We start from the raw sequence: 13915 nt of genomic DNA, 5'->3' as shown, positions 1-13915 counted from the left end.
GTTCGATGCACGGGACAGCTTTGTCGCCGCGCTTTGACGCCGCATTGACTCGCTCCGGAAGGGGACGCTCCACCTGGTGATCGATCGACGGGAGTTCCTGAAGAGCGCGACGGCCGGGGCGGCCGCAGCCGGGCTGTCGCTCGGCGGCGCATCCCCCCTCATTGGCGCTCCGCCGCCGCCACGCTCGACCCCCGTGCGACGCCGCGCCGGCCAACCCCCCGACATCGTCGTGGTCGGAGCCGGAAATTTCGGGATCTGGACGGCGCTCAACCTCGTCCGGCTGGGGGCCACGGTGACCGTGCTCGACGCCTACGGCCCCGGCAACTCGCGTTCGACCTCGGGCGGGGAAACGCGCGGCGTCCGGTCCTCCTACGGGGGGCGCCCTGAGGGCTTCGTGTGGAATCGCTGGGCCAACGAGGCCATCCGCCGCTGGATCCAGTGGGATGAAGAGGGACAGGAACTCCTGCTGCCGCGCGTCTTCTACCAGACGGGCGATCTCATCCTGCGCGAGGAGATGGTCCCCTATCTCGAAGACACGATGGCCCAGTGGGACCGGCTCGGCGTCGACTACGAGCTGCTCGACGAGGACGAGATCAGCTACCGCTGGCCCTGGATCCGGACCGAGGAGGGAATCTCGCTGGGGCTCCATGAACCGAACGCGGGGGTCGTGCGGGCGCGGCGGGCCATCGAATCCGTAGCGAAGCGGTTCGAGATGGAGGGGGGCGAGATCCGGATCGCGCGCGCGGCGCTCGGGGGATCGGACGGTCGCCGGCTGAACGACGTGTCCCTCGGCAGCGACGAATCGCTGGCGGCCTCGACGTTCGTGTTCGCGGTGGGACCCTGGATGGGGAAGACGTTCCCGGAACTGTTCGGGGACCGGATACGCATCCCCGTGGGCAACGTCTTCTACTTCGCGGTGCCGGACCGGCGCTTCATGTTCCCGAACATGCCGAGCTACGGCGTCCCCGGCTGTACGGGCTGGCCGGCTCTGGGCCCGGACCACCGCGGCTTCCGCGTGAGGGTCGGCGGTCAGGCCGGCGACGACCCGGATACGAGCGACCGCTGGGTGCCGCCGGAGGCCCATGAGCGGCCGCGCGAGATCCTCGAGCGCTACTTCCCCGACATGGTGGGCGCGGCGGTCAACGAGACGCGCGCCTGCCACTACTGCTTCGGCCCCAGCCGCAACTTCCTCGTCGACAGGCATCCCGATTTCGATAACGTGTGGCTCGCCGGACTGGGGACGGCCGAGTCCTTCAAGCAGGGGCCGGTGCTCGGGGAATACATCGCCAAGCGCGTCCTGGAGATCGAGGACGATCCGGAACTGGCGGAACAGTTCAGGTTCTCGCTCGAGGCGCCCGAAGGCCGGGAGCCGGGGCCGGACCCGGAGGACCTCGGCGGTTGAGCGTGCGACGGTTTCTGCCGACGGCAGTCCTTGCCTCGATCGCCACCGCGGCCGCGGTCGCGGGCTGCTACGGTCCGCTGCAACTGACGCCGTCCGACCACGCCACGGTCCTCGCCGAGCAGTCGCTGGAGGCCGACCACCCCGCCCTCCCCGGGCCCTACCGCGTCTCGCGCCTCTACTACGGGAGCGGCACCGATCGCCGCCGGCCCGAGTACCGGGATTCCGTGTCGATCGTGACGGAGACGGTCGACGCCTCGAAGCTCGTCTCTCTCGGCCAGTCCGCCGGCGAACGGAACGGCTACTGGGGCTTCACGCCGAAGGAATTCCCGATCAACGGACGCGCATGGTATCCCGAGGGCGAGGGCCCCTTCCCGCTCGTCCTCATCGTTCACGGGAACCACGACATGAGGGACTTCTCCGACCCCGGATACGGCTATCTCGGCGAGTTGCTCGCCAGCCGGGGCTACGTGTTCGCCTCCGTCGACATGAATTTCATCAACGGCGGCATCCGCAACGAGAACGACGGACGCGGCTGGTTCCTCCTCAAGCACATCGACGCCTTCAAGGAATTCGCGGCGGACGAATCCACCCCGTTCCATGGCAAGATCGACTTCGACCGCATCGCCCTCATCGGTCATTCGCGCGGAGGCGAAGCGGTCGGGCACGCGGCGGCCTTCAACCGGCTGTCCCGGTATCCGGACGACGCTTCCCTCGAGTTCGACTTCAACCACGGGATCCGCGCGATCATCGCCATCGCGCCCGTCGACGGACAGTACCTTCCCACGGGACGCTTCGTGCCCGTCGAAAACATCAATTACATGGTCTTCCACGGGTCGCACGACGGCGACGTGACGAGCTTCCACGGCTTGCGCCTCTATAATCGCCTCTCCTTCACGGATGGTGGCGACTATTTCAAGACGGCCATCTACATGTACCGGGCCAATCACGGACAGTGGAATACGGTCTGGGGGAACAAGGACAACGGTCCGCGGAGCGCGCGGCGCCTCGACCTGCGGGGACTCATAGACGGGGAGGCGCAGCGGGAGTTCGGGAAGATCTACATCTCCGCCTTTCTCGAGACGACGCTGCGCGAGCGTCCAGACTACATGCCGATGTTCCGGGACCATCGCACGATCGGCGGCTGGCTCCCGGAGACGATGTACATCACGCAGTTCGAGTCGAGCGGCTTCCGGGCGCTCGCGTCGTTCGAGGAGGACATCGACCTCACCACGGGCACGGCGCCGGGCGTGACGCTGGAGGGAGATTCGCTAGCGACGTGGCGGGAGAACCTTCTCGACCTCCGCTCGCGGAACCGGCCCACGACGTCGAGTTCGCAGGACAACAACGCGCTCTGGCTGGGCTGGAACAACCGCGTCGCTGGCGGCGGGGACGCCGTGGCGACGCCCGCCAGCTACGCCATCTCCCTGCCGGACGGATTGGCCGCGGGTTGGGGTCTGGGCACCGCCTCGCGACTGGACCTGCAGCTCGCCGCCGTGGAGGGTCGTCCCGCGCCGAGAAGGCCAGAGGACGACGAAGAGACGGAGGCTGGCGGGGGCGACGCCGTGCGGGACGAGGCGGAAGCAGGTGGAGGCGACGCCGGGCGGGACGGGGACGAAGAACCCGTGGACCTGTCCGTTGTCGTGACGGACGCCGACGGCAAATCGGCGGGCGTGCGGCTGTCGGACTACGGGCCTATTCGGCGACCCCTCGAGACCGTCGTGCGGCGCCGCAACGACGCGGAATCGTTCGACAACCAGTGGGAACTCGTACTCCAGTCCTTCTCGATCCCGCTCGCCGACTTCGTCGCGGCCAATCCCGCGTTCGATCCGGCGAGGCCACGCGAGATCCGCCTCCTCTTCGACCGCACGGAGGCCGGCACCGTCGTCGTGGACGACATCGGCTTTTCCGGAAGCTGAGCGACGGCGAGCCGGCCGTCAGCCGGCGAACTCCAGGCGTTGCAGGCGGGGAGCGATCCGGCGTGCTACGAGCCGGGGCGCCGCGGCGTTTGCGAGTACCAGCACCACGATGGTCGCGATCGTCGCGGCAGTGCCTGCGTACGCGGCGCCGAGCGCCAGGGGCAGCAGCCCGATCAAGACCCCGGACACGACCATCGCCGAGAATACGCCGACGCTGAAGCCGCCCTTGGCCGGAGGCTCGGAGAAGGGGAGGCGCGGCGCCAGCAGCAATCTCACCTGAACGGCCAGGTTGGAGACCAGCCCCAGGACGACGGCGTGCGCGCCGGCGTGAAGGACATCCCCAAAGGCCCACACGAAGACCCCACCCAGGATCGTCAGGTACGGAAGGAGTACGAAGAGCGCGATGCAGTGACCCGCACCGGTGACGAGTTTCGCGCGGTCCACCGGGGACGCGAAGAAGATCCAGCCGGCGCGAAAGGACTCGCTGCGGAAGAGGCTCTCCAGCAACATCTGCGGACCCCCGATCACCACGAAATGGATCGTCCAGAGACGACTTGCTTCGAACCCCAGGTTGACGAACGGGTCGGGAAGCGACCCCTCGCGCAATGACAGATAGACGTAGAGCAGCGTCATGGGCAGGATGCTCAGCACCGCCATCCGGAAGTTCCTGTCGTGTCTGAAGTGGCCCCTCAGCAACGTGGCCACTGCCCGCACCTCCACGGGGAATCGGCGCCTCGCGGACCGCATTGGCGAGACCCTGCTGCGGTCGGAGGCAGAGGCGGTGAGCAGGGCACCCATCCGCTCGGCGTAGGAGAGCGACAGACGTCGGCTCACGATGTAGAAGAGACAGACCGTGCTCCCCGCCGCGGTGAGGACGGCGAGCACGCCGGTGACGCTCCACTCCCCGTTGACGAGCGGCAGGGCGCTGGCGAACCAGGCGGCCGGAAGGGCGAACAGGGCGGGAGATGTGCCGATCTCCACCGCTTCCAACCGATCCTCCAGTTCGCCCAGAAGCAGCGGCGCGGCCACGACGGCCGTCACGAGCAACACCTGGATGTACGAGAGGATGCGGTCGAATCGGGCGGGCCGAACGACACGAACCAGCCACGCGTACACTGACACGATGGCGAGGGCCGTCCAGGTGATGGCGGCGGCCGCTATGACGGGGAAGACGACCGCGGTGATGAGGCCGTGCCTGACGCCGAGGAATATCCACGTGGGTCCCGTGACGAGGGCGCCGATCATCCCCGCGTAGAGAAGGACATTGGTGAGTTTGACGAGAAAGTACGTGCGCGATGAGACGGGTTGATGGGCGAGAATCTCGTAGTCGGTCGGCGAGATGACGACGGATCCGTAGTCGATGAGAATGACCATCGCCACCACGAGTCCCATCATGCTCAATGACCACACGGCAGCCAGAAAAAGATCCGGGAGCACGACGGCCACAGCCACGCCGTAGAGGCCGAACGCGCCGTACAGGAGCAACGACATCCACTGTGTGCCGGCACCTTCGCGGGCGGGAGAGTTCCCCATCTGCAGGGCCGAGGCGGAACGGAAGTCCGTCTTCAGCATCACGCGCGTGAGCACCCGCCACTGGGTGTAGTCCGCGCCGAGCTTCTCGACGCACCACTGCCCGAGCCGTGCCGCGGCTTTCATGCCGGACGCGCGGCGGACTCCGGGGCCTTGGCGGCCGGAACGGAATCGTCGAGCGCACGAAGGAGGTCCCGGGTGACGTCTCCGGCATCTCTCACGCCCGTGAGCCGGGCGAACGCCTCTTCGAGGCTCGCGGCGCCGGCCTCGGCGGCGATGCGGTCCGGCACGCCCTCGATGATCTTCCGGCCCCCGTCGACGATCACAATGCGCGTGCAGATCCGCTCCACGACTTCGAGGATATGCGAGCAGAAGAGAATCGTCCGTCCCTTTGCGGCGAGTTCGCGCAGGAGTTGCTTGACGACGAGGGCGGCGTTCGCGTCGATCCCGCTCAGCGGCTCATCGAGGAACAGCACCTCCGGGTTGCCCAGCAGCGCGGCGCTGATCAGGACCTTCTGCCGCATCCCCTTCGAGTGCCCGACCAGCCGCCGGTCCCGCGCGTCGAAGATGTCGAAGAGATCCAGCAACTCGTTGATCTTCCGGTTCGCGCTCTCCCCGTCGATGCCCCGGAGGTTCGCGACCATGTTCAGGTATTCGCCGGCGGTGAGCGTTTCGTACAACGCCCCCGCCTCCGGGACGTAGCCGATCCGGCGCTTGACCTCCAGCGGATCCTCCTCGACATCGAAGCCGGCGATCGCTGCGGAACCGCTCGTCGGCTTGATCATGCACGTGAGGATCTTCACGGTCGTCGTCTTGCCGGCCCCGTTCGGCCCCAGCAGGCCGAGGATCTCGCCGGGCTCGACGCGGAGGTCGAGATCCTGGACCGCCTTCGTGGCGCCGAAGTGCCGGGTCAGACCGCGGGTCTCGATCAACGGTCTAGCGGAAGGAGAGGCCGAAGCGGTGGGCGTTGCCGTCCACGTCGAAGGCCTGGAACGCGTACTCGAGGGTCAGGGCGTCACCCGTGAACGCGAGCCCGAAGGTGAACGGGCTCCTCTTGTCCTCCACCACGCGCTGGAGTCCGGCGCGGAGGCGGAACGTGTAGCCCTGAACGGGCCAGTAGGAGACCTCGACGCCGCCGGCCGGGATGACCTCGCCGTCCCGGCGCCGGGCGACCTGGCCGGTGAGGAACATGTCCAGTTCCCCGACCTCGAAACTCTCCGTCGAGATGCCCAGGGCCAGTTGCGTGGGGATTCTGTCCGTGATGTCCGTGACAGTCCTCGTCTTCACATCCGATCCCAGGTTGCGGGCCGTCAGGCTGACCATCGTCGGTCCGAACTCGCGCGCCACCCCCAGGTCCACCACTAGCGCGCGATCCCGGAGCGCGCGCAGGAAGTGAAGTTCGAGGTATTTGGCCACGACACCGGCATCGACCACGCCGAACAGCGTGCGTGCGTAGCCGAGCGAGGCAGCGAACTCGGTCACGGATTCGCCGTCGCCGAACGCCGCGTACTGCAGGTCCGGAAGCGCGGCGGTACCGGAGCCGCCGTAGCGCATGTACTGCAGACCCACCGCGAAGTCGCCCAAGCCGACGCTGCCCTTCGAGGCGAGCGTCGCGAGGGTGCCCTCCGAGCCGTATCGGTGCAGACTCGCCGCCATGCCGCCCGCGCGCCCTATGAGGGCAGGTGCGTAGAAGAGGAGGTCCGCTCCGCCACCGCGCAGGTAGGGCGCGTTCCCGTAGGCGGCCGCTTCCACGCTGGCCGGCGCCTGGAGCACGAGGGCCCGGTAGGCGTCCTGGGCCGGCTGGACGATCTGTGCCCTGCCCTCGCCCGCGATGGCCCCGATGGCCAGGACGACGAGCGGCAGGGTCGCCGCAGGCCTCAGTCCCACAGGCGCTCCGTCTCCAGGAACTCCCGGAATCCGTCCGGGTCGGCGGCGGCGCGCCCGATGCGAGCCACGCCGCGCTCGATGTCCTCCATGCTGTTCGCGATCGAGATGCGGAGGAAGTGCTGGCCCTCGGAGCCGATGCGGCAGAAGGAGGCCCGGTCCATCGTGGCCACGCCGTACCGGTAGAGCAGGAACATCTGCAGCATCCCCGACGGCGTCGTCCGCGCGCGGGACTCCGCGGGCATCGCTTCGTACGTCTCGAACACGCCCAGCCGCTCGCACACGCCGGAGATGTTCGGGAAGACGTAGAACGCCCCCTTCGGCAACTGGCATCTCAGGCCCTCGATCGCGTTGAGCGCGGGCACGATGAAGTCCCGCCGCCGCTCGAACTCCCCCACCATGTGCGCCACGACGCCGGCCGTGGCCGGATCCTCGTACGCCGCCCGGCCCCCCTCCTGCAGGAACGGCGGCACGCACGACATGATGTTGATGTTCAGATTCTTGAAGACGTCGGCCTCCCCCGGCGTCGGCAGGACGGCCCAGCCCAGGCGCCACCCCGTCATGGCGAACCCCTTCGAATGGCCGCTCGCGATGACCGTTCTCTCCGCCATGCCCTCGTGCGACGCGATGCTTTGGTGCTCCAGGCCGTCGAAGAGAATGTGCTCGTAGATCTCGTCGGAATAGATCCGGACGTCCGGGTGACAGCGTTCGCGGATCACCGCCGCGATGCCCGCGAGATCTTCCGCCGACAGCACGCCTCCGGTCGGATTCGACGGCGAGCAGAGGATGATGAGCCGGGTCCGCTCCGTGAGGAGTGCCCCGAGGTCGTCCGCCGTGAACGCGAAGCCCCTCTCCTCCGAGAGGTGCAGAGGCACGGGACGCGCCCCTACGAACGTGGCCCAGGATTCGTAGATGGGGAAGCCTGGACTCGGGTAGACGACCTCGTCGCCCCGGTCCACGTACGTCTGGAAGGTGTAGCCGATGGGCGGCTTGGCCCCCGGCGTGACGACGACCCGGTCCGCCCCCGCGTCGATCCCGCGCGTGGCCGAAACGTGGCGCGCGATCGCCTCCCGGAAGGACGGGAGTCCCGCCGCGTCGCAGTACCCGGAGTTCCCGGCCTCGAGTTCGGACACGGCCACCCGATTCAAGTGCGGGGCACTGCGGAAGTCCGGCGCCCCGATGTTGAAACGGATGACGTCCATCCCGCGGTCGAGACACACTTGGATGTCGTCGTTGACCTTGAAGGCGTTCTCGGTCCCCAGATCGGCCAGACGCCGCGCCAGAATCGTCATGCCCGATAATGTCCCCGCCGCTTCCCGGGTGCCAGTGGATCGGCTCTCGGTCCGTTTGATGCTTCCCGCGCGGCCCGATACGATGCCTCCATGTCGAGTTGTCTGAGCCGCATCGGCGCGGAATTCGGGACACAGGGGGAGGACCCATGAATCGAGTCGCTCTGACAGGTCGGATCGCGCGCGCCGGATTCTGGGCGGCGCTGCTGCTTCCTCTGCTTCCCGTTCCCGCGGAGTCGCAGGAGGCGCGGCGGCGCTGGGAGCGGATGAACCAGATGCGGCGCGAGAAGTTCGATGTCGTGCTGCCCGAGGTCATGCGCGAGAACGGGATCGACATGTGGATCACGATGCGCCGCGAGGGACTCGACGATCCGCTCACGCCCGATTTCGGCCCCGGGTACGTGAATCCCATCGGCTACTACGTCTTCACCGACCGCGGCGGAGAGCGGATCGAACGCGCCGCCCTGGGAATCGGGGGATACCTGCTGGCCGGGAACGGCGCCTACGACATCGTCACCGGCAACTTCGATCTCCGGGAGTTCATCGCCGAGCGGGACCCGGAGCGGATCGGGCTCAACATGGGATCGAACATCGGCGCGGCGGACGGACTGTCCCATACCGGCTACCAGCACCTCGCCGAGACGCTGGGCGAACCGTGGGCGTCGCGTTTCGTCTCCGCCGAGAAGCTCGTGTCCGATTTCAGGTCGCGCCGCGTCGCTTCGGAGATCGCGGGCTTCGCCGAGGCGGGCGAGATCTCGCGCGAACTCGCGGAACGGGCCCTCTCGAACGAAGTCGTCACGCCCGGCGTCACGACGCTCCGGGATGTGGCGTGGTGGCTCATGGACCGGCTGCTCGAGCGCGGGCTCGGCTCTTCCTTCGGCTTTCCGTCCATCTATATCACGGGACCCGAAGGCATCGAGGCGACGTCCAGCGACCGGATCATCCAGGGCGGCGACGTCATGATGATCGACTGGGGCGTCTGCCACCTGAACTTCTGCACGGACATGAAGCGTGTCGCCTACGTGCTGCGGCCGGAGGAGACGGAGGCGATGCCGGGGGTGCAGAACGCGTTCGACCGGGCCATCGAAGCACGGGAGGTGTCGCGCCGCGCGATCCGGCCCGGCATCACGGCGCGCGAGAACATGGATCGGATCGGGGCCGCGCTCACGGCGGCCGGGTTCAATCCCATTCCCTTCAACCAGCCCACAGGTGGCCCGCAGACGGACGTGACCTGGGAAGGCCATCACTCGGTCGGCAATCTCGGACACGGGATCGGCCCCTCGATCGCGACATGGAACCCACGCCGCCTCACCTTCGAGGTCGTGCCGACGAACCTCCTCGCGATCGAAATGTTCGCGTACACGGCCGTGCCCGAGTGGGGGGGCGCGAAGTTGCGCGTGCCGCTGGAGGACGATGCGGTGGTCACCGAACGGGGGGCCGAGTGGCTCTACCCCGCGAACAGCCGCCTCCTTCTGATCAAGTCCGATCCCGCCGCTGGCAGAACTGTCTCTTGACCGGGAGTTCTCTTCCGGGGATGGCCCCGCTTCACGAGCTTCTCGTGCGGGCGAGCCGCACGTTCGCCGTCGGCATCGAGATCCTCCCGCGCCCTCTGCGGGACGAGATTACCGTGGCCTACCTGCTGCTGCGCGTTTCCGACTACCTGGAGGACAATCAGGAAATCGCGGAGAACGAGAAGGTCCGCCTGCTCGAAGCGTGGCGGCGCGTGCTCGGCGGAGGTCCGGGGCGCACGGCCCTCATCGATCGCCTGGGAGAGGCCGCGGAAGACATCCCGGACGCAGCGGTGGCCCGGGACGCGGCGCGCGTGCTCGAAGGACTCGACCGCCTGGCGCCCGAGGCGCGCGAGATCATCGTGCGCCGCGTGCGGGAATCCAGCGCCGGAATGGCGCGGTGGACGGAGCGGGGATCGGAGTTCGGAACCGAAGAGGACCTGGACGATTACATGCACGAAGTCGCCGGGCGGGTGGGCCACCTGCTGACGGAACTGTTCGCCCATCGGCTGTCGGGCGTCGGAAGGGATCGTACGCGGATGATGGCGCTGGGGAGAGAGTTCGGCCTCGCGCTGCAGACGGTCAACGTGATCAGAGGGCTGCACGAGGACCGGCATCGCGGCTGGGTGTACGTGCCCGCGTCCTTCCTCCCCGCCGGCATGGATCCGGGCGAACTGTTCGAGCCCGCGAACCATGCGGCGGCGATGACGGTGCTCGAGCGGCTCGTGGCGAAGGCGGACCGCCACCTGGCGGCGGCCCGGAGCTACCTGCGGATGATCCCGCGACGATACCATCGGGTGCGCCTCTTCTGCCTGCTCCCGCTCCTTTTCGCGGTGCGGACCCTGGCCATCAGTCGGACGAATCCGGAGGTGCTGGACCGGGAGACGAAGATGTCCCGCCGCGAGGTCCTCGCCATCACGCGCCGCGCGAAACTCTTCGGCTTCTCCAATCGGTGGATCGCGCGGTACTGCCGTCAGCTCGCCGCGCGGGGCGCCTGAAGATCAGGCGCGCCCCAGCCGCCAGCGTTCCCGCCGCGCCGCGAGGTTGTACTGCGTCATCACCAGCGCCGGCACGACGACCATGAGGAGAATCGTGGCGATGAACACGCCGAAGCCGACGGAGGTCGCCAGCGGCACGAGGTGCTGAGCGTAGGTGCTCGTCTCGAAGACGAGCGGGGAGACGCCCAGGAATGTGGTGATCGACGTGAGCATGATCGCCCGGAACCTCTCCTTGGCCCCGCCGATGATCGCATCGGCGGGCTCCAGGCCGGAGGCTCTGAGGTCGTTGATGAACCGAATCATCATGAGCGAGTCGTTCACGACCACGCCGAAGACGCCGACCAGCCCGTACAGCGACCACAGTCCCCAACTGAGACCGAGGAGCATGTGGCCGGCCAGGGCGCCGATCGCGCCCAGCGGCACGGCGGCCATGATGATGAGGGGCTGCGTGTACGAGCCGAACGGGATCGCCATCAGGCTGTACATGATGAGGAGGGCGAGGATGAGCGACCGGCCCAGCACGGAGATCGCGTGATCCTGCTCCTTTCTCTGGCCGCCGTACGTGTAGGTGAGATCGGGGTTTTCGCTCGTCAGTCGCGGGAGAACCTCGTCGTCCAGCCTGGCGTTCACCTGCTGGCCGGTGGCGATGCGCGGGTCCACGTCCGCGGTGATCGTGACGGCGCGGCGTCCGTCGACCCGGTGAATGGCGGCTGACGAGCGGGAGAATCCGGCGGAGGCGATCTGACCCAGCGGCACCTCCCCGCCCGGCGTGCGGACGAGGTAGTTCTCCACGTCGGTCGCGGAGTTGCGCTCTTCCTCGGGCAGCCGGACCCACACCCGCATGTCTTCGCGGCCCCGGGGCACCCTGAGCGCTTCCGCCCCGAAGAAGGCCGAGCGCACCTGCGTCGCGAAGCGGTCGAGCGTCAGGTTCAGGGAGCGGCTCCCCGGGTTCAACTCCAACTGCAGTTCCCGGAACCCTTCATCGAGATTGCTCCGTACGTCGAAGGTCCCCTCCACGTCGGCCAGCTCGGTCGTGAACTCGCCCGCAATGGCCTCCAGGCGAGCGGGATCCGGATGGGACAGTTCGTAGTGAACGGGCAACCCCAGGCCGAGAAGGTTGGACGAGATCGAGAGCGATTTCGCTTCGGCGGGGATCCCGACTTCTTCTCGCCACACGCGTTCGAAATCGGAAGCGGCGATGCCCCGGCGATCCCAGTCATGGAGCTTGAACTGCACCGTGCCGAGGTGGCCTCGAGCCGCCTCCACCGCGTCTCCGCCGAGAGGGTCGTACAGCGCCGCCAACTCGCCCACCGTGACGGCGACGTCGAACGCCAGCGGATCCTCGCCTTCGTCGCCATCCTCCGAGAGGCGCGCCACGGCCCGGTGTCCCGCGGCTTCGATTTCGGCGACGATCCTGGACGTGCGTTCGGCCGGAGTCCCCGTGGGCATTTCCAGGTTCGCCGACACGACATCGCCCTCGATCGGGGTGATGAACTGATTGGGCACGATGCCCGACGCCACCACCCCCAGCGAGATCGCGAGCAGGCCGGCCGCCGCGGCGAGGACGATGGAGGGCTGCTCCGTCGCCAGGCGGAGTCCCCGGTCGAGGGGGCCGTCCGCGATGCGCTTCATGATCCGGTCCACCGTCCTCTGCGCCCGGTGAAGCATCCGCTGGGCCGCGCCGGATCTCCGCACGCGGGGAGCCGCCAGATGGGACAGGTGGTTCGGGAGAACCAGCAGCGATTCCACCAACGAGATCACGAGCACCGCGATCACCACGAGTGGAATCCCGCGGCCGAGTTCTCCCTGCGGGCCGGGCGCGTTCAGGAGCGCGGCGAAGGCCGTGACCGTTGTGAGAACGGAGAATATGACGGGAGTGCTGACGCGACGCGTGCCCCGGATGGCGGCCGCGAGCCCCCTTTGTCCGCGCTCTCTCTCGGCGAAGATGCTCTCTCCCACGACGATCGCGTCGTCCACGACGATGCCCAGCGCCAGCACGAGCGCCATCAGCGAGAACATGTTGATCGAGATGCCGAGGAAGCCCATCACGAAGAACGCCCCCATGAACGACACCGCCAGACCCACGGCCACCCACATCGCGAGCCGGATTTCCAGGAAGAGCGCCAGCGCCAGGAAGACGAGCGCGAATCCGATCAGGGCGTTCTCCGTCATGAGGCCGAGGCGCCCGCTGACTTCCTCCGAGTCATCCTTCCACAGGTCCACCGAGACGCCCTCGGGCAGGGCCGGCACGACTTCGGCGTCGAGATACCGCTTTACGGCTTCGGCGATGTCCAGCACCTGCTCGTCGGAGGTCCGGTACACGTCGACCCGGACCGCGGTCTGCCCGTTGTAGCGCACGCTGAGATCGGTGTCGGCGAACCCGTCCCGCACCGTCGCGATTTCGCCGAGGCGAACCGACGTGCCATCCGGCCGGCCGAGGAGGATGATCTCCTCGAAATCCACCTGCTCGTAGTTCTGTCCCAGCGTGCGCACGAGGATGTCCTCGCCGCTGGTGGACACCCTGCCGGCGGACAAATCGAGCGAACTCTGCCGCACCGCGAAGGCGATGTCGTCCAGGGTCAGGCCGAGGGCGCGGAGCCGTCTCAGGGGCACCTCGATCGAGATCTCGTACGGACGGGCACCGCTGATCTCGGCCAGCGACACCTCGGGAAGGGCGGAGAGTCCCTCCTCGATGCCGTATGCCAGCTCCTTGAGCGTCCGCTCCGGCACATCGCCGTACACGAGGAGACGAATGACGCTCTGCCGACTGGTGATTTCCCGTACTTCGGGCCGTTCGGCGGCGGCCGGGAAGGTCGGAATGCGGTCGACCTGGGCCTTCACCTCGTTGAGGGCGCGGTTGACATCCGTTCCCGAATCGAACTCCGCGATCACCGACGCGAGCCCCTCGGAGGCGGTGGATGCGACCCGGCTCAGGCCGTCCACCGCCCGGATCTGCTCCTCGATCCGGCGGACGATGGACTCCTCGACCTCCTCCGGAGCGGCGCCGGGATAGGGGACGACGATCTGGACGCGGTCCAGGGAGAAATCGGGCAGGACTTCCTGGACCAGGTTCCGGGCCGAGGCCAGCCCGGCGAGGACGAGAAACAGCATGACCACGTTCGCGGCGATGCCGTTCTTCGCCATGAAGCCGATGGGGCCCCGCGTACTCCTTCGGTCGACGTGACCTTCGTCACTCACACGGTGTTCGGTGATGTGTCCCACCTCCCCTCTTCGGCCTTCGCAGGCCTAACGGTTTACGCGGCGGGCGGTCGATTCGCCAGTGCGCCGACGAACGGCCTCCGGGGAATCCCGCCCCGAAACTTTTGCCAATCCCTGTCGGAAGGTATTGTCTACGGTTGGCATGGTATTCTCTTCGTTCGAAATGGAG

General features: G+C 67.8%; 9 protein-coding genes. 4 read left to right on the top strand and 5 right to left on the bottom strand.

The window, feature by feature from the left end; all coding sequences use genetic code 11:
- The first annotated feature begins 76 nt into the window (after nucleotides 1-76).
- Both RN743_RS03410 and RN743_RS03405 read left to right on the top strand, forming a co-directional pair.
- On the top strand, nucleotides 77-1402 hold the full coding sequence (locus RN743_RS03410; RefSeq protein WP_310776282.1) for an FAD-dependent oxidoreductase: 1326 nt from the start codon (nucleotides 77-79) through the stop codon (nucleotides 1400-1402).
- Nucleotides 1399-3318, top strand: coding sequence for a hypothetical protein (locus RN743_RS03405; RefSeq protein WP_310776280.1), 1920 nt, complete (start codon nucleotides 1399-1401; stop codon nucleotides 3316-3318). Before RN743_RS03410 ends, RN743_RS03405 begins: the two co-directional genes overlap by 4 nt.
- Before the next feature lie 18 nt (nucleotides 3319-3336).
- On the opposite strand, the gene RN743_RS03400 is transcribed toward RN743_RS03405, so the two are convergent.
- From RN743_RS03400 to RN743_RS03385, 4 genes are read right to left on the bottom strand one after another with little or no spacing between them, the layout of a single operon-like run.
- Nucleotides 3337-4974 carry a hypothetical protein gene (locus tag RN743_RS03400; protein WP_310776278.1) on the bottom strand — a complete coding sequence of 546 codons (1638 nt, stop codon included), beginning with the start codon at nucleotides 4972-4974 and terminating at the stop codon, nucleotides 3337-3339.
- Nucleotides 4971-5780, bottom strand: a complete 810-nt coding sequence (locus tag RN743_RS03395; protein WP_310776276.1) for an ABC transporter ATP-binding protein — start codon at nucleotides 5778-5780, stop codon at nucleotides 4971-4973. Before RN743_RS03395 ends, RN743_RS03400 begins: the two co-directional genes overlap by 4 nt.
- A 4-nt stretch (nucleotides 5781-5784) precedes the next feature.
- A complete protein-coding gene (locus tag RN743_RS03390; RefSeq protein ID WP_310776274.1) occupies nucleotides 5785-6735 on the bottom strand; it encodes a hypothetical protein in 951 nt (316 codons plus the stop codon).
- Entirely contained in the window at nucleotides 6726-8024 is a 1299-nt protein-coding gene (locus tag RN743_RS03385) for an aminotransferase class I/II-fold pyridoxal phosphate-dependent enzyme (RefSeq protein ID WP_310776272.1), read from the bottom strand. The genes RN743_RS03390 and RN743_RS03385 overlap by 10 nt, the downstream gene beginning before the upstream one ends.
- 146 nt (nucleotides 8025-8170) lie before the next feature.
- Between RN743_RS03385 and RN743_RS03380 the strand changes: the two genes are divergently transcribed.
- Together RN743_RS03380 and RN743_RS03375 are read left to right on the top strand one after the other, a co-directional pair.
- Complete coding sequence (locus tag RN743_RS03380; protein ID WP_310776270.1) at nucleotides 8171-9535, top strand: M24 family metallopeptidase; 1365 nt, start codon at nucleotides 8171-8173, stop codon at nucleotides 9533-9535.
- 20 nt (nucleotides 9536-9555) lie between these two features.
- On the top strand, nucleotides 9556-10527 hold the full coding sequence (locus RN743_RS03375; protein WP_310776268.1) for a squalene/phytoene synthase family protein: 972 nt from the start codon (nucleotides 9556-9558) through the stop codon (nucleotides 10525-10527).
- Nucleotides 10528-10530: 3 nt separating this feature from the next.
- Here RN743_RS03375 and RN743_RS03370 read toward each other — a convergent pair whose 3' ends face one another.
- A complete protein-coding gene (locus tag RN743_RS03370; RefSeq protein ID WP_310776266.1) occupies nucleotides 10531-13725 on the bottom strand; it encodes an efflux RND transporter permease subunit in 3195 nt (1064 codons plus the stop codon).
- Nucleotides 13726-13915 lie beyond the last annotated feature (190 nt).

This window comes from Candidatus Palauibacter scopulicola (assembly GCF_947581915.1).
Taxonomy (GTDB): domain Bacteria; phylum Gemmatimonadota; class Gemmatimonadetes; order Palauibacterales; family Palauibacteraceae; genus Palauibacter; species Palauibacter scopulicola.
Note: the sequence above shows the minus strand (reverse complement) of the source record. Positions and strands in the feature narration are given on the sequence as shown.